The 16745-nt window shown below is 38.5% G+C and carries 12 protein-coding genes; 7 read left to right on the top strand and 5 right to left on the bottom strand.

Annotated features, from left to right (window positions below):
• Positions 1 to 157: 157 nt before the first annotated feature.
• Positions 158 to 883 carry a menaquinone biosynthetic enzyme MqnA/MqnD family protein gene (locus tag OQX63_RS17805; protein WP_265852174.1) on the top strand — a complete coding sequence of 242 codons (726 nt, stop codon included), beginning with the start codon at positions 158 to 160 and terminating at the stop codon, positions 881 to 883.
• A gap of 109 nt (positions 884 to 992) precedes the next feature.
• On the opposite strand, the gene OQX63_RS17800 is transcribed toward OQX63_RS17805, so the two are convergent.
• Together OQX63_RS17800 and OQX63_RS17795 are read right to left on the bottom strand one after the other, a co-directional pair.
• The gene (locus OQX63_RS17800) at positions 993 to 1307 is read right to left on the bottom strand and encodes an HPF/RaiA family ribosome-associated protein (protein WP_265852173.1); all 315 of its coding nucleotides are present in this window, start codon (positions 1305 to 1307) and stop codon (positions 993 to 995) included.
• 75 nt (positions 1308 to 1382) lie between these two features.
• Positions 1383 to 2132, bottom strand: a complete 750-nt coding sequence (locus OQX63_RS17795; RefSeq protein ID WP_265852172.1) for a phospholipase D-like domain-containing protein — start codon at positions 2130 to 2132, stop codon at positions 1383 to 1385.
• A gap of 516 nt (positions 2133 to 2648) precedes the next feature.
• Here OQX63_RS17795 and mutS point away from each other — a divergent pair.
• Both mutS and OQX63_RS17785 read left to right on the top strand, forming a co-directional pair.
• On the top strand, positions 2649 to 5261 hold the full coding sequence (gene mutS / locus OQX63_RS17790; RefSeq protein WP_416276541.1) for a DNA mismatch repair protein MutS: 2613 nt from the start codon (positions 2649 to 2651) through the stop codon (positions 5259 to 5261).
• 71 nt (positions 5262 to 5332) lie between these two features.
• The gene (locus OQX63_RS17785; protein ID WP_265852170.1) at positions 5333 to 5860 is read left to right on the top strand and encodes a C40 family peptidase; all 528 of its coding nucleotides are present in this window, start codon (positions 5333 to 5335) and stop codon (positions 5858 to 5860) included.
• 238 nt (positions 5861 to 6098) lie between these two features.
• On the opposite strand, the gene OQX63_RS17780 is transcribed toward OQX63_RS17785, so the two are convergent.
• Complete coding sequence (locus tag OQX63_RS17780) at positions 6099 to 7286, bottom strand: DUF1624 domain-containing protein (RefSeq protein WP_265852169.1); 1188 nt, start codon at positions 7284 to 7286, stop codon at positions 6099 to 6101.
• A gap of 283 nt (positions 7287 to 7569) precedes the next feature.
• On the opposite strand from OQX63_RS17780, the gene OQX63_RS17775 reads away from it, so the two are divergent.
• From OQX63_RS17775 to OQX63_RS17765, 3 genes are all read left to right on the top strand, one after another.
• Complete coding sequence (locus tag OQX63_RS17775) at positions 7570 to 8994, top strand: glycoside hydrolase family 125 protein (protein ID WP_265852168.1); 1425 nt, start codon at positions 7570 to 7572, stop codon at positions 8992 to 8994.
• Positions 8995 to 9223: 229 nt separating this feature from the next.
• Positions 9224 to 10411: a GAF domain-containing sensor histidine kinase gene (locus OQX63_RS17770; RefSeq protein ID WP_265852167.1), complete on the top strand. Its 1188-nt coding sequence runs from the start codon at positions 9224 to 9226 to the stop codon at positions 10409 to 10411.
• Positions 10408 to 10599 carry a hypothetical protein gene (locus tag OQX63_RS17765; protein WP_265852166.1) on the top strand — a complete coding sequence of 64 codons (192 nt, stop codon included), beginning with the start codon at positions 10408 to 10410 and terminating at the stop codon, positions 10597 to 10599. Before OQX63_RS17770 ends, OQX63_RS17765 begins: the two co-directional genes overlap by 4 nt.
• Positions 10600 to 10866: 267 nt before the next feature.
• On the opposite strand, the gene OQX63_RS17760 is transcribed toward OQX63_RS17765, so the two are convergent.
• Both OQX63_RS17760 and OQX63_RS17755 read right to left on the bottom strand, forming a co-directional pair.
• Positions 10867 to 11220: a nuclear transport factor 2 family protein gene (locus OQX63_RS17760; protein ID WP_265852165.1), complete on the bottom strand. Its 354-nt coding sequence runs from the start codon at positions 11218 to 11220 to the stop codon at positions 10867 to 10869.
• Between the two features lie 808 nt (positions 11221 to 12028).
• Positions 12029 to 14245: a glycosyl hydrolase family 95 catalytic domain-containing protein gene (locus tag OQX63_RS17755; protein ID WP_265852164.1), complete on the bottom strand. Its 2217-nt coding sequence runs from the start codon at positions 14243 to 14245 to the stop codon at positions 12029 to 12031.
• Between the two features lie 273 nt (positions 14246 to 14518).
• Here OQX63_RS17755 and OQX63_RS17750 point away from each other — a divergent pair, with 273 nt between their 5' ends.
• Positions 14519 to 16666 carry a GH92 family glycosyl hydrolase gene (locus OQX63_RS17750; RefSeq protein WP_265852163.1) on the top strand — a complete coding sequence of 716 codons (2148 nt, stop codon included), beginning with the start codon at positions 14519 to 14521 and terminating at the stop codon, positions 16664 to 16666.
• The last annotated feature ends 79 nt before the right edge of the window (positions 16667 to 16745 follow it).

Here is a 16745-nt window from a genome sequence, read left to right as displayed (position 1 = left end):
AGGCCGTCCATTTAGACGGTTTAGTAATTGGATAATCCAAAGGTATCCGTCATCCTGAACTTGTTTCAAGATCTAATGGTAAGCTAAATGGATTTATATAATTGTTCGTGAGGACACGAACCATGGCGAGTGATAATTAAAGATTTAACATAACACCTTGAATAAGATTAAAATATCGGCTGTTGCTTATACCAACACTAAAGCTTTTATATACGGATTAGAACATTCGGACATTATAAATAAAATTGATTTAAGTTTAGATATTCCTTCAGATTGTGCAGCAAAAGTGATTAATGGTCAGGTAGATATCGGTTTAATGCCGGTTGCAGCCATTCCTCTGGTTCCAAATGCCAATATTGTGGCCGATTATTGTATTGGAAGTGATGGAGGTGTAAATTCTGTGTTTATTTTTAGTGAAGTTCCTGCCCAGGAAATTAAAACGGTAAGACTGGATGCCCACTCGCGTACATCAAACAATTTAGCCAAAGTTTTACTGAAATTCTACTGGAAAAAAGAAGTGGAGTTTACTACTGATCCAACCGCAAAAACAGATGCCTTTGTTCTAATAGGAGACAGGACATTTGGTAAAAAAGAAGATTTTGCTTACGCTTATGACATGGGTGAGGAGTGGAAAAACTTTACCGGTCTGCCATTTATGTATGCAGCCTGGGTGGCCAACAAAGAAATTTCACAGGAATTTAAAGATGAATTTAATGCTGCTTTAAAATTAGGTTTAGATCATAGAAAAGAAGTATTAATGGAGTTACCAGCATCGCCTAACTTTGATCTGGAAGACTATTTATACCATAAGCTTCAATTTGATGTAACCAATGATAGAAAGAAAGCTTTGAATCTGTTTTTGGGATATATTGAGCGGTTGTAAATAACTTAATTTATAGATTCGTCATTCCCAACTTGATTGGGAATCTTAATGCATTTTAAAAGCTTTAAGATTCCCGCCTACGCGGGAATGACGTTCATGATGAAGAAATCTAGTGACTTTTCATTTTTCCAGCCACTTTTTCCAGCGCGCTTTTCAGCTTGGTTAAGGCGCCTGTAATGGCCAAATCGTAGGTGTTCCCCATATTGGTAACAGCTAAAGGTTCTTTTCCAGTTATTCTGGCCTCTAACAAACATCTTTTATCGTCTAAACCATCTTTACTGCCGTTTTCATCAGATAGATGAACTTCTAAACGCGTGATTAAATCGCTGTATCTGCTCAAACCTTCACTTAACTGGGTTTGGATTTTTTCTTCGTATTCCTGGTGTATGGTTAAATTTTTGTCGGTATTCAGTTGGATCGTCATAATTAAAAATATTAGGTTAATATATACATGAATAACAGCACTTGTATCAAAACGTTTTAAAATTAATTGTTAATTTTAGTTAATCGGTTCATTATATATTTGTTTCCCCCAAAGCTGTAAATCTGCAACCGGTAGGTAAGGATGATCAAAAAGCAAGTCAATTTCTTTCAATATTTCCCGGATTGCATTTGCATCAGTTGTTCTGATTCGGGTTTCATGATTAAATTGAGTACCACTCTGGGTAAAGTTTAATGAACCCATATATGCTATCTGGTCATCTATTAAGTAAATTTTACTGTGAATTAAAGATTTTTTTTCGTCGGCTATGTATACTTTAAATGGAAATAGCTGTGTATAGTAATATGAGTAGATCTGCAGTTTTTTTATTTTGGTTTTGTATAGACTTTGGATTAAAAAAATGATAATAATAAGCGTAAAACCAAAAAACACATTAACATCCTTGAAATAATAAGCCAAGACAATTAATAGGGCTATTAAACTAAAGCCAACATAAGAAAGACGGCTTGTGAAATTGACCCACTTATCTCTAATTTTTTGTTTTTGAACATCCGTATTTCTATTTTGAATAATCAGTTTATAGATATTTTTTTCACGATAACTATAAAAATCTTCTATGTTATTTGTCGTAATTAATTTGATATCAATGTTGTTGTCTTTTAGGTAAATCAACTCTGAAATCAAATAAGGTGATAAAAAAGGGGAGACTATCTTAACTGAAAGCTTCGCAGCTTTCATATCATTCATGAGCTTTTTGCCAGCTCCGCTTCCAATATAGATATCACAAAGAGCGTTATTGTAAAACATATCAAAAATGAGGGAATAGTTTGATCAGATTTATTAATGTATAGCCTTCGAAAAATAAATTTAAGAAAATTTATTTTATTAAAAGTCTAACTTTTAAGTTTTGATTTCAGAAACAACCCTCGTTCATTAACATGATTAAAGCGGTAGCTCCCGAAAAAAAGAGGAACTACATGTAAAAAGCAGGACTGCACTATCCCAAATGCACAGAACCCTTGATTTCCAAATATTGGATAACTGTGTAAACTGGTTAACTGTGGTAGTCTTTAATTTTGGAGTAACATCATTCTTGTGGAGCAGGGTTAACGAGTGTAACGAAGTAAAGCGGATAACAGGACTACACCAACCGAAATGCACAGAACCCTTCATTTCCAAATAGTGGTTAACTGTGATATCCTACGATTAACCAATTTAAACAGTTAACCGATTAAACAACCAATTTTTTTTAACTTTTCAACAAAACAGTTGTAAAATACTTATTCGTGTTATCTTTATGGCTTTTGTAAATTCATTTCAGTTTTGGCTAAAGACACAAATAAAGAAACCCCGTTAATGCAGCAATACAACGCGATAAAAGCGAAGTATCCTGGCGCACTTTTATTATTTAGGGTTGGCGATTTTTATGAAACCTTTGGCGAAGATGCCATTAAAACGGCACAGATTTTAGGCATAGTATTAACCAGAAGAGGTACAGGCCCAAATGGCGGTGCTTTAGAACTGGCTGGTTTTCCGCACCACTCTTTGGATAACTATTTATCTAAACTGGTTAGGGCAGGGCAGCGCGTTGCCATATGCGATCAGCTTGAAGATCCTAAAACTACTAAAACCATCGTAAAACGCGGTGTTACCGAGTTGGTTACGCCTGGTGTAGCTTATGGCGATAACATTGTAAATCAGAAATCGAACAATTTCCTGGCCTGCGTTTTCTTTGATAAAACACAATTGGGCGTTTCATTTTTAGATATCTCAACAGGTGAGTTCCTGATTGCACAAGGAAACAGCGATTACATAGACAAGCTTTTACAAGGCTTTAAGCCAACAGAAGTTATTTTTCAGAAATCTAAAAGGCAGGTTTTTACCGAAAACTTTGGCGACCGTTTCTACACTTTTGGTTTAGACGAATGGCCTTTTACCACTGATTTTGGAAACGAAATCCTGATGAAACATTTTGAAGTTTCTTCGTTAAAGGGTTTTGGTGTGGAGCGTTTACAGAGCGGAATCGTTGCCGCCGGTGTGATATTGCACTATTTGGGAGAAACAGAACACCGTAACCTGCAGCACATCAGCTCGATAGGTCGCATTGAGGAAGACCGTTACATGTGGTTGGACCGTTTTACCATCCGTAACCTGGAGCTGGTAAACTCGCCTAATGACAATGCAGTAACCTTGTTTGATATTTTGGATCATACCTGTACGCCGATGGGTGCACGTTTGTTGCAGAAGTGGATCATTATGCCATTGAAAGAATTAAAGCCAATCCAGGAACGACTTGGTATGGTGGAGTATTTTGTAATGCATGAAGAATTACAGGGCGAATTTCTAAATAACATTAAACAGATTGGCGATTTAGAACGCCTGATTTCCAAAGTGGGCTTGCAACGGGTTGGTCCGAGGGAATTGGTTGCTTTAAAACGTGCGCTTTATCATATAGAAGCCGTTAAAAAACTGGCAGCCGATTCTAAAAATCCTTTCCTGATTAAAATTGCTGATCAATTAAATCCTTGTTTGGCCATACGCGAAAGGATTGAAAAGGAATTACAGGCCGAGCCACCAGCATTGCTGATTAAAGGCAATGTAATTGCCGATGGGATTGATGAAGATTTAGACCGCTTGCGTAAAATTGCTTTTGGCGGTAAAGATTATCTTGTTCAGATTCAGAAGCGTGAAGCAGAGGCAACGGGCATTCCATCGTTAAAAATCGCCTTTAACAATGTTTTTGGCTATTATTTAGAGGTTACCCATACCCATAAAGATAAAGTGCCAGAAGGCTGGATACGTAAACAAACGTTGGTGAATGCCGAGCGTTACATTACACCTGAACTTAAAGAATACGAAGATCAGATTTTAGGTGCGGAAGAAAAAATACAGGCCATCGAAATCCGTTTGTACAACGAACTGATGTACGAAACAGCCAGTTACATTAAACCCATCCAACTTGATTCGTATTTAATTGCACAACTCGATTGTTTGTTGTGTTTTGCACAATTGGCAGCTAAAAACCATTATAACAAGCCAAAAGTTACTGAAAATAAAGTGCTTGATATTAAAGGTGGCCGCCACCCCGTAATTGAAAAACAGTTGCCTGTTGGCACAGAATACATCACCAATGATGTATATCTTGATACCGAAAGTCAGCAGATTATTATGATTACCGGTCCCAACATGGCGGGTAAGTCGGCCATTTTAAGGCAAACTGCACTGATTGTATTGATGGCACAAATGGGTTCTTTTGTGCCGGCGAAAGATGCGGAGGTAGGTATAGTAGACAAGATTTTCACCCGTGTAGGGGCATCAGATAATATTTCTTCGGGAGAAAGTACATTCATGGTCGAAATGAATGAAACAGCCAGTATCCTGAACAACATTTCGGACGATAGTTTGATCTTACTCGATGAGATTGGCCGCGGGACGAGTACCTATGATGGTATTTCAATCGCCTGGGCCATTGCTGAGTTTTTGCATCAACACCCAACTGCCAGGCCAAAAACCTTATTTGCTACGCACTACCATGAGTTAAATGAACTCGCCAACACCATGCCGCGCATTAAAAACTTTAATGTATCGGTAAAAGAAATGACCAATAAGGTGATTTTTTTAAGGAAACTGGTTCCTGGTGGAAGTGAGCATAGTTTTGGTATACATGTAGCGAAAATGGCCGGTATGCCTACAAAACTAATAGGTCGGGCCAACGAAATCTTGAAGAAGCTGGAAATAGACCGTACTGAAGGGCAAAGTATAAAAGACAGCATTAAAAAAGTACAGAACCAGGCTTATCAGTTACAAATGTTTGCCATTGATGATCCTGTCCTGGTGAAAATCCGCGATACACTCAATAATTTGGATGTAAATGCGTTAACACCTGTAGAAGCTTTGTTAAAACTGGATGAAATACAGCGATTGATTAAGAATTAGAAAGGTTGTAGGGTATAGGGTTTAAGGCATAAGGTTTTAAATCTTATCACACACAACGAATACACTATACGATGGAAAGAACTTTCAACCTTACGCCCTTTACCTTCCCCCTCAAAATAAACTTATTCTTTTTAGTAGCCACCATATTCTTCCTTTCTTCCTGCGGCACCAGAAAATATACGGTTAAAAGTGATACGAAGGCTGCAAAAGCGGCTGACGCAATGGCCAATTTAAAAAGCAAACCGCTTTATCGTTTCATTACCGATTGGACAGGGGTGAGGTACCGTTTTGGCGGATTGGATAAAAATGGTGTTGATTGTTCGGGTTTTGCTTTTTTACTGGAAAAAGAAATTTATGGGGTTACGTTACCAAGAATTTCACGCGATCAGGCCAATGTGATCAAAAGAAAAGATATTGATAACTTAAAAGAGGGGGATCTCGTGTTTTTCTCTTTTGGTGGCAACGATGTAGATCACGTGGGTGTTTACCTGAATAATGGTTTTTTTGTGCATGCAAGCACTACCAGAGGGGTAATTGTAGATGATTTAACATTACCGGCTTATCAAAAGGTTTTGGTGAAATCGGGATCGGTTAATTAGTTTTTGTTCGGGGGAGGGCGTCATTTCGACTGAAGTGCAACGGAATGGAGAAATCTTTAATATGGGTGTATTCATTCCCAACCCGATAGCTATTTGGTTGATTGGGAATCGTAAAGCTTCTTGCATTAAGATTCCCGCCTGCGCGGGAATGACGACCAACTGTTCAGAATGACAATCTGTTATTAAAACAAACTTTATTATCTGAGATAAAATCGCCTTTATGATACACTCTCATTGTTTAAACATACCTTAACCACCATTGTCTGTGGTTTTCTTTGTATCGTTTAAACCATCTGCATGGTAAATACAAGGCTGCTACTACACAAAACCATATTAAATACACTATTGGCAAACCAAAACCAAACGGAGCTGGCCTAAACCAGAACGGAATTTGTACAATATCCTTGCTTGTATACCCTGTGACAAAAAATGCAAGTATAAGTAGGGTATGAAGCAGGTAAAAATGTAATATGTAGTAAAAGAAAGGTATAGCGCCATATACAGCAGTTATCCTGGTAAACCAGTTATTCAGGTTTTCGGTGAAAGTTAAAAATAGGATGGCCGGACCTAAAGTCATTGCGGTATATTGCAGTGATGGTGGGTATTTGCTTACATTAAAAAAAGCAAGTACATTTTTAAAGAAATCATGATATTCTTTTCTTGGTGCTGGATCGCCATATACATTGATTAACCTCAGGACGATAAACATACATATAGAAAATAAGCCTAGAAACAGTAAATTTCTTTGTCTACGTTCGGCGGCATATCCTTTTTTATACCATGCACCGAGCGCGTAACCTAAAAACATGATACCTGTCCATGGCAGGATGGCATAAAAAACACCAACCAAATGATTACCGGATATTGGTACGACTGTTCCAGATGCGGTAAAGAAAACTTTTAAAATCAAACCGCTGCTCGGATCTGCCGGAGCAGGAAATAAATTAAAGAGATTATGTCCGAAAACCAAAATTAAACCTATGATAAGGACGCTTTTTGGTGAAATACGGGTAACTAACGCCAAAAATACCATACTCCAACCAATGGCCCAGATCACTTGAAGAATGATAAAATTGTATAATGGATTAAACGTTAGCCCTAAGGTGATGACTATAATCTCAACCAGTATTAGCCACAATCCCCTTTTTAGCAAAAATTTAGACGCCTGAGTTGCTGTCTTATGCTGTGCAGATAAATAAGCAGATAAACCCGATAAAAAAACAAATGTTGGTGCACAGAAATGTGTAATCCACCGGGTAAGAAATAACATCCCTGTGGTGGTTTCAGGATTTAGCGGATCGGCTGTCATGGCACTTATCTGAAAGAAATCTCTGGTGTGATCTAATGCCATAATAATCATCACTAAGCCGCGCAGAATATCAATAGATAAAATACGTTTAGACAGGGTAACGTTATCAGCATCCATAAAATTAGGTTTGGTTATTTAAATATACTTATTTAGAATTATTTATATCCATAATTAATTACCTTAATCCAAAGAATACGAGCAGAATCTATTTTATATATTGCACAAGAAAATCGATTTAGGAATAGTTAAATTGACCATCATGATTTTGATGTTCGAAAAATTATCATAATATTTGTTAAGGACTAACCGAATAATATGCCAGCACTGCAAGTGATGTGAATTCATAATGTGTCGGAGTGTCATCACTAAAAATTAAACCAAAATATCATCATAAATTATAATGAAAAGAAGAACATTTATACAAAACACAGGCTTGTTAGGGGCAGGAGTAGTTGCATCAAAATTTTCTTTCGCAGCTGATCTGGCACCAGAATTCCCTGTGGTACGTGTAGCTGCTGCGAAAAGACATTTTCAAAGTAAGGCAGTAGACGCAGCCATTAAAACTTTCCAGGCAAATGTTAAAAATCCTGAGTTGGCCTGGCTGTTTGAAAACTGTTTCCCAAATACTTTAGATACAACGGTTTATCATGGTGAAAAAGACGGCAAACCTGATACTTATGTAATTACCGGCGATATTGATGCCATGTGGTTACGCGATAGTTCGGCACAGGTTTGGCCTTACCTGCAATTTGTAAATGAAGATGAGCCACTAAAAAAACTAATTGCCGGGGTAATCATCCACCAAACCAAATGCATTTTAAAAGATCCTTATGCCAATGCTTTTTATGGCGATGCCAATAAAGTAGGCGAGTGGAAAACCGATAAAACCGCTATGCAGCCAGGTGTGCACGAGCGCAAGTGGGAAATCGATTCCTTGTGTTACCCAATCCGTTTGGCTTATCACTATTGGAAAAAAACAGGTGATAAAACACCATTCGATGCCAATTGGAAAAAAGGAATTGAAGCTACTTTAAAAACTTTTAAAGAACAACAACGCAAATCAGATAAAGGACCATACCATTTCCAGCGGGAAACCACACAACCTACTGATTCGCTACCGATGGCCGGTTATGGTTTTCCGGTAAACCCGGTGGGTTTAATCTGTTCTGCATTTCGTCCGAGTGACGATGCTACCATTTTTCCTTTCTTGGTTCCATCTAACTTCTTCGCCGTATCGAGCTTAAAGCAGGCTGCAGAAATGATTAAGGCTCTATACAGCGATAAAACTTTGGAAAGCAGCTTGTTAAATCTTGCTGATGAGGTAAATGTCGCACTTCAGAAACATGCTGTTGTAAACCATCCAAAATATGGCAAAATTTACGCTTTCGAAGTGGACGGTTTTGGCAGTTCGTATTTAATGGACGATTCGAACGTACCAAGTTTATTGGGCTTGCCTTATCTGGGTGCGATGAAAGTTGAAGACCCGATTTATCAGAACACCAGGAAATTTGCGCTTTCTAAAGATAATCCTTATTTCTTTAAAGGTACAGCTGCAGAAGGTATTGGCGGTCCACATGCTGGTCAGGACATGATTTGGCCAATGAGCATCACCATGCGTGCATTAACTTCTAAAGATGATGCAGAGATTAAATATTGTATAGATACTTTGCGTAAAACGCATGCGGGCAAAGGTTTTATGCACGAATCTTTTAATAAAGATAACCCAGCCAACTTTACCAGGGCCTGGTTCGCCTGGTCTAACACCTTATTTGGCGAGTTGCTTTGGAGAACTTACCATGAAAAACCAGCCTTGTTAAAAGCATAATGTAACTAACCGTATTGATTGGTTTTATTGACTGCGTTTGATATTCAGTTCTATTTCTAATCAATACGGTTTCGGGTTTTCTTTACAACCTAATGTTAAATATTATTGCATTTATACTCCAATTGGGAATAAAGCGTTTAATCTACATAAAAGCGCTGTTAAAACACCTGTTACTTTTTTTTTACTTATATAAATATTGTAATTTGCTAAAAATTATTTCCTTAAAGCATTGCAAAATTTTAATAAAACCATCCTTGAGGACATTGAATCGATAAATAAGATTCCTGCTGTTGCACATATTTTAGAAATTGTTTGTAGAACAACAGGGATGGGCTTTTCGGCTGTGGCCAGGGTAACATCAGATACATGGACAGTCTGTGCTGTTCGTGATGAAATAAATTTTGGGTTAGCTGTGGGAGGTGAACTTAAACTGGAAACGACCATCTGTAACGAGATCAGGCAGCACAAACAAGCCGTTATCATTGACCATGTGGCAGAAGATCCCGATTTTGCCCATCACCATACGCCTTTAACGTATGGTTTTCAGAGTTACATTTCAGTACCCATCACTTTAAAAAATGGTATGTTTTTCGGTACATTATGTGCCATTGATCCTAAACCTGCTAAACTGAAAAATCCAACAGTTACAGGTATGTTTACCATGTTTGCCGACTTAATCGCCTTTCATTTAGACGCACTGGAAGAACTTGCGAAAACAGAGCGAGAATTAAAGAAAGAGCAGGAAATAGCGGTTTTAAGAGATCAGTTTATTGCTATTTTGGGTCACGATCTCCGTAATCCTTTAAATGCAATATCCAGCAGTGCACAATTATTATCGCGTTTAAATTTAGATGATCGTGGTATACGGATTGCTAAAATTATTAAAGATTCATCTTTTAGGATGAATGGTTTGATCGAGAATATGCTCGATTTTGCCAGCGGAAGATTAGGCGAGGGCATTACGATTACTAAAACACCAGACGAAGATTTAGAAAAATTGCTGCTTCAGGTAGTCGAAGAGTTACAGGCCATTTGGCCGTCTAGAAATCTTAAGGTAAGTTTTAATTTTGGTTATCCTGTTCATGCTGATGGTAAACGTATTGCGCAGCTTTTTTCTAATTTGCTGGCTAATGCTTTAAATTATTCTCCATCAGATTCGACTGTAGAAATTACCGCATTTAGCAATATCGAAGAGTTTAATCTTTGCGTAGCGAATAAGGGCAAACAAATACCAACCGCTGCTATGGAACGTTTGTTTCAACCTTTTTCGAGAGGAGAGGTAGAACCCAATCAAAAAGGCTTGGGTTTAGGTCTTTACATTGCCTCAGAAATCGCAACTGCGCATGATGGTACCCTTGATGTATCTTCTACGCCTGAACAAACTTGTTTTACCCTGCATATCCCTTATAAAAAATGATAGCGGTTAACGATCAGTTGCCAACTTCCATGCTGTTGGAATTGAAAATTGGGGATGTGATTTCCAACGGAAACCAATCCGGCATCATTCAAAATGTTGAAATTAGCGAAACGGATGAATTTTTAATGTTTCTTTTTCAATTGGAAGGTAGCCATATCATCATTAAAAAACTCAAACAGGTTTGTTAACGCTTGTTACAATCGGTCATTTTGATCGATAGTTATTAGATGAAATGTAATAGAACATAAAAATCTATTGGTATTTAAAACTGCTAAAGATCCTGAAGCTCAGCTACAATTTGCAGACTCCAATAGATTGGTCGTCATTGCGAGGAGGAACGACGAAGCAATCTTTCCTGTTAGCGATCCCTGCTAGAAAGATTGCTTCGTCGGCAGAAAAGGCCTTCTCGCATCCGATAGCTATCGGATGACGATACCACGGCGTTTCCATCTACCTTATAAAATTGGTCTTGGATCAAATATCACCTGAAAAGATTTAATCTTCTCGTCTTCCAGTTTATACCAGCCGCTTGAAAAGATTGTTTTTTCACCCATGTTGATATCATACCACAGGCAAACCTCTTCCTGATCTACAAATACTTTTTTAACAGCGTATTTGAATTTCATTTTCTTCATGTCTTCGATGTAAATATCAGCGCCATTTCTTTCGCCCATCACACCTTTAAAAGTCATATCGTCATGCAGTTGTGCTCTGGCCATTTCAAAATTTTCGGCATTTAAGGCATTGATAAAATCAAGTATAACAACTTTTGCATTATGTTCGGTTGTTATCTTATTGGATGTACTCATGGCATTTCTTTTATGATAAAACGGAGATTTGCAAAGGAATGTTTGAAATGAAGAGACTTTATGAGTAACTAGACAGATTTTAATAGCAATGTCGTCATTCCCGGGCAGGCGCTATCGTGTGGAAACATTTCTGTTAGCTGCATTTATTTTTTATAGCACATATTCCTAAGGCGATCGTCATGCTGAATTTATTTTACAAGTAGAAGTTAGTATTTTCAATTGTCTTGTAGCTACTGCGTGGTCAGCATCTTTCCCCCCATTAACAGGTACTGATTCCTTAAGAAGCAATAGTTTTGGGAACAAATGTTGATTTTTTCCGCTCTTTGCCGCGGGGGCATGGTACTTTGGAGCGCCAAAGTACCCAAAGCGCTTTGTCAATCCAGCAATGTGGCTTCTCACTGCCCACGCTCATCAAAAAAACAGTGGCACTTCGTTTTGTGTTCAATTTATATTAAATTTTGAATTCAATGCGAATGAACACAAAACCACTGCGTTTCAGGTTTGGCAATGCTATTTGGACCATTATGCACCTATTTTTTTGATTCTCCTGCCACCTGGGATTGACGGCGTCCTTCGGTAAAGACTGTGGTCTATTAAAGCCATCTAGCATGATGCCCAAAACCATTCTTAAAAAAAGATGTGTCCACACGATAGGCGCAGGCGGGGGATCTTAATACAAGTGCTTTAAGATCCCCAATCGACCTGATAGCTATCGGGTTGAGGATGATGATATCCCGCAACCTAGTATTCGCAAAAAAAATGCTATTAAAACTAATTCAATCCTATAAATCATCACCCGATCTCTGGGCTATCCTTCAAAATTATACACTTTCCCAACCTGCGTTTTAAAACTGTATTTAAAATCATTTCCTGATTTTTCTTCTGCAATGCCTTTAATTTTTTTAAGCGCATTCGGACTTCTCACAATACAATCTTCGCCTGATAAGGATTTGATTGACAGTTTCACAACTTTACCATCCTTCCATTGCAAATCAGAAATTTCGAAATTACCACGAGCCCTTAAACCTTGAATACTGCCTTTAGCCCATTGATCGGGTAGCGCCGGTAGAAGTTGCAACTCGCCAGCCTGACTTTGCAGCAACATTTCTGAAACACCAGCTGTATAGCCAAAGTTCCCGTCAATTTGAAAGGGTGGATGTGCGCAGAATAGATTGGTATAAATACCACCGCCTTTGTTATAATCTGTACCTGAGCCACCAACAGGTGTGATAAAATTTTGTAAGATTTTATAAGCATGGTTTCCATCCTGTAAACGCGCCCAGAAATTCATTTTCCAGGCCATTGACCAGCCGGTTGACTCATCGCCACGGGCAATTAAGGTTACCCTGGCAGCTTTTGCGAGTTCTGGTGTTTTAATGGTATTGATCTCTCTTCCTGGATGTAAACCAAAGAGGTGTGAAATGTGCCGGTGTTGGTCTGTAGGATCATCGCGATCGGTTTCCCATTCCTGTAGCTGACCCCATTTTCCGATTTTAGGTTTTAATAAATGTGCCTTTAAATCGGCAATGTGTTTTTTGTAATCAGCATCAATACCTAAAACTTCAGCAGCTTCAATATAATTGGTAAACAGATCGTATACAATTTGTTGATCGTGCGTTACCCCATCTTCGGTTGGTCCATGTTCTGGCGACCAGCCCATTGGCGATACCAAGGTTCCATCCGGTCTTCTTTTTAAATGGTCATCCCAAAATTCAGCGATTTCTTTTATAATCGGGTAGGCGAAATTTTTTAAGTAATTTTTATCTTTTGTAAAGGCATAATGCTCCCAAAGTGCTTGTGCGTACCAGGCACTTCCAGGGGTGTTCCATAGAAAACTCATGCCTCCAAAAATATTGTTTTCTGTTTTTACCGTCCAGCCTCTGGTATTGGGGTATTGCTTGCGGGTAGCTATAGTACTAACTTCTCGCATGCTATTAATATAATCCAGATACGGAATCTGGCACTCAGATAGATTGGTTGGCTCAGCCAGCCAATAATTCATCTGGATGTTGATGTTCGAGTGATAATCGCTGCCCCATGGCGGGGTGTTACTTTCGTTCCAAAGACCTTGCAAATTGGCAGGTAATCCACCTGGCCTTGATGAACTGATTAACAGATATCGGCCATATTGGAAAATTAAAGCTTCGAGTGCAGGGTCAGCTAGATTTTTATAATTGATCAGCCGCTGATAGGTAGGCAGATTTTGAGTTTCGGCATTGCTTGTTCCAAGGTTTATTGCAAGGCGGTTATATAAATGGCTATAATCCTGGACATGTGTTTTTAAAAGTTGCTCATAACTTTTGGTTTTAACCGCATTTAAAATACGTTCAATTTTGGGTGCCGGCTCTTCACCTTTCCAGTTTTGCGCTCGTTTGTTGCTATAATTGGTAGCAGCAGTAAAAATAAGGGTAATGGCATCAGCATTGGTTATTTTTAACTTCCCGCTATTACCCTCTTTTACCGACTCAAGCTTTCCATTTTCTACTTTAACTATAGCATTAGCCTGGTAAGTCATGCCGTTTGGTAATTTACCAGTAAGCTGGATGGTATTTCCGCTGTCCGTTATTTTGCCATCGTGTGCATCTTTTAAGCCAATAACTGCCGAGTAAGCTTTTTTCTGGTTGGCCGTAAAGCGTAACACCATCACTTTATCCGGAAAACTGCAAAAATACTCACGTTTAAACTGGGTGCCGTTTTGTGTGTAATTAACGGTATGTACGGCCTTAGTCATATCAAGTTTGCGACTGTAATTGGTGAATTGTTTGTCTATGTTATTAAATTCAATAAACAGGTCACCAAAAGCCTGATAAGTACCACGGTCATTTTCATCGCCTGTCCACAACGTATTATCATTAAACTGAATGTGTTCCTGATCAACACCACCAAAAATCATCCCGCCGATGCGGCCATTGCCAATGGGATAGGCCTCAGTCATCCACTGCTTTGCAGGTTTATTATCCCACATCGTAAAAGCTGTATTTTCTTTGTTTTGAGCCTGCAGCTGGTTGATAAAGCAGAAGAGCATTAAGCACGGTAATATGGCGCAAACCATGTTTTGCCTGTAGTTTAAAAGCATGTTGGTTATTTGATTGGTGTGTAAATCAAAGATATATAAAATAGAAGTGGAGGTATGGAAAGCCAGGCACTAAAGCATCCCGATATTTGGCAAATTATTCAACTATTTAAGCATCTTGTATGGAGAATTCGTTGAAAATTATGAGTAACTATTCTGATATTTTATAGATGAACTTAATAGATTTTATATATTTGATAGAACACTAAAACGTTTTATGTAAAAATGAAATTGCTAACCAAATCCTTAACCATTGTCTTAATACTTAGTATTGCGATTCTGTACCCATCTCAGGCACAAACTAAATTAACGCGATATGTAAACACCTTTATTGGCACGGCGCCTTTAACCGATCCTAAAATTTTAGGGTATGAGTTACCACAAGGTTGGCGATCGTGGGCGGGTTTAACTTTTCCCGGTAGCGCTCTGCCGAATGCCATGGTACAGTTGAGCCCGATTACGGAATTTGAATCTGGCGCAGGCTACGAATACGAAGACGATACCATTTATGGTTTTGCACACACGAATAAAGGCCACTGGAATCTATGTAATATCCCCATTCTACCGCTGTCCAAACCTAATGGGAAATTTGGATCAAAGTTTTCGCACCAGAAAGAAAGTGCTGCACCAGGTTTTTACCAAGTATATCTTGATGATTACCAGGTAAATGTTAGGCTTACTTCAACTTTAAGATGCGGTTTTCATGAATACACGTACAAAGATAATACCGACAGGCAAATTCTATTCAGTATGGGTAAAGCTAACAGTAGTGTTAATACATGGAATATCGCGCAAGATGGTTCATCAGCCATACAGGGCTTTCAAGGGGGCGAAAACGTATATTTTTATGCTGTAGTAAACGGAAAGATAGATAAACTTGATATTACTGAAGAAGGCAAACGCACTGGTTATGCCATTGTGCACCTCGCAGACGGAAGCAAAAAACCTGTAGAACTGAGGATTGGCTTATCATTTGTTAGTATTGCCAATGCCAAAGAAAATCTGGCAAGAGAAATTGGAGATAAAAGTTTCACACAAATCCGCCAAGAGGCAACTGAAAAATGGGAATCGCTTCTATCTAACATCAAGGTAAAGGGCGGAAGCGAGAAACAAAAACAGATGTTGTACTCTTGCCTGTACAGGTCATTTTTATGGCCGGCTTTGAGAAGCGATGTTAACGGTGAGTTTAGAGATGCAAAACACAACACCGTAAAAGGAAATTTCAATTATTATACGGAACCATCACTTTGGGATACCTACCGTAATAAAGATGTGCTTTTAGGGCTGATTACGCCTAAAGTAACCTTAGATGTAATTAAATCAATGAAAGATGTTGGCGATAAAACGGGTTTTATTCCCACGTTTTTTCATGGCGACCATGGTGCGTCATCCATTGCGGGAGCTTATCTGAGGGGAATCGACGATTTTGACATCAAAGGCACCTACCAGATTTTGTTACGTAATGCCAATGTGGAAGGTGGTGCCCGTCCATTTGTGAAAGAATATATTGAAAAAGGATATATTTCTGACCCTGATGTTAAAAATCCACATGTAGAAACCAAAGCCAAAGCAGGTGTTTCTAAAACGCTGGAGTATGCCTATGATGATTATTCGCTGGCTCAAATTGCTAAAAAACTAGGTGATAGCAGTAATTATCACACGCTAATGACCCGATCTAAGAGTTATAAAAATATGTTCGATCCGGCTACGCGGTTTATGAGGGGTAGATTAGAAAATGGCGATTGGATAAAACCTTTTAACCCACAATATCCTTACTACGAGTATATGTACAGAGAAGCCAATGCCTGGCAGGTTTCGTTCTATGCGCCACATGATATGAAAGGCTTAATCGAACTATATGGCGGTGCAAAAGGATTCGAATCCAAACTAGATTCCCTGTTTACTTTGCCTTGGAACCCGAAATATATTGCCCGCAATGTAGAAACCATGATTGGACAATATTGCCAGGGCAACCAACCAGATCATGAGGCGCCTTTTGCTTATACCTTTATAGGCAAGCCAGAAAAATCGCAAAAAATTATTGATAAGATCTTAAATGAACTATATGGTATCGGCGATGATGGTTTAGCACTCTCGGGAATGGACGATGCCGGAGAAATGTCTGCCTGGTATGTATTTTCTTCGTTGGGATTATATCCATTCTCAGCAACCGATCCAACTTACTTAATTACTGCTCCACTTTTTGATGAAGTTAAATGGAAAACAAGTACAGGGAAATTATTAACGATTAATAAACCGGGTAAGGGCAGGGGGATCAGCCAAATTAAAGTAAATGGAAAATTAAGCAATGGATATTTCATTTCTCACGATCTGTTTAAAAATGGGGGTAAGGTAGAGATCGTTACACGATAAGTTTATTATAAATATTAAGAGAGAATATCTATTCACAAAGCGGTTTCATAAATAGGAAGCCGCTTTGTTGTTCATTTTT

The organism is Pedobacter sp. PF22-3 (genome assembly GCF_026239555.1).
Taxonomy (GTDB): domain Bacteria; phylum Bacteroidota; class Bacteroidia; order Sphingobacteriales; family Sphingobacteriaceae; genus Pedobacter.
Note: the sequence above shows the minus strand (reverse complement) of the source record. Positions and strands in the feature narration are given on the sequence as shown.

Coding starts and splice junctions, on each gene's coding strand:
- OQX63_RS17800 (WP_265852173.1), bottom strand. CDS start 1,307: ATGACGATCCAACTGAATACCGACAAAAATTTAACCATACACCAGGAA.
- OQX63_RS17795 (WP_265852172.1), bottom strand. CDS start 2,132: ATGTTTTACAATAACGCTCTTTGTGATATCTATATTGGAAGCGGAGCT.
- OQX63_RS17785 (WP_265852170.1), top strand. CDS start 5,333: ATGGAAAGAACTTTCAACCTTACGCCCTTTACCTTCCCCCTCAAAATA.
- OQX63_RS17780 (WP_265852169.1), bottom strand. CDS start 7,286: ATGGATGCTGATAACGTTACCCTGTCTAAACGTATTTTATCTATTGAT.
- OQX63_RS17775 (WP_265852168.1), top strand. CDS start 7,570: ATGAAAAGAAGAACATTTATACAAAACACAGGCTTGTTAGGGGCAGGA.
- OQX63_RS17765 (WP_265852166.1), top strand. CDS start 10,408: ATGATAGCGGTTAACGATCAGTTGCCAACTTCCATGCTGTTGGAATTG.
- OQX63_RS17760 (WP_265852165.1), bottom strand. CDS start 11,220: ATGAGTACATCCAATAAGATAACAACCGAACATAATGCAAAAGTTGTT.
- OQX63_RS17755 (WP_265852164.1), bottom strand. CDS start 14,245: ATGCTCTTCTGCTTTATCAACCAGCTGCAGGCTCAAAACAAAGAAAAT.
- OQX63_RS17750 (WP_265852163.1), top strand. CDS start 14,519: ATGAAATTGCTAACCAAATCCTTAACCATTGTCTTAATACTTAGTATT.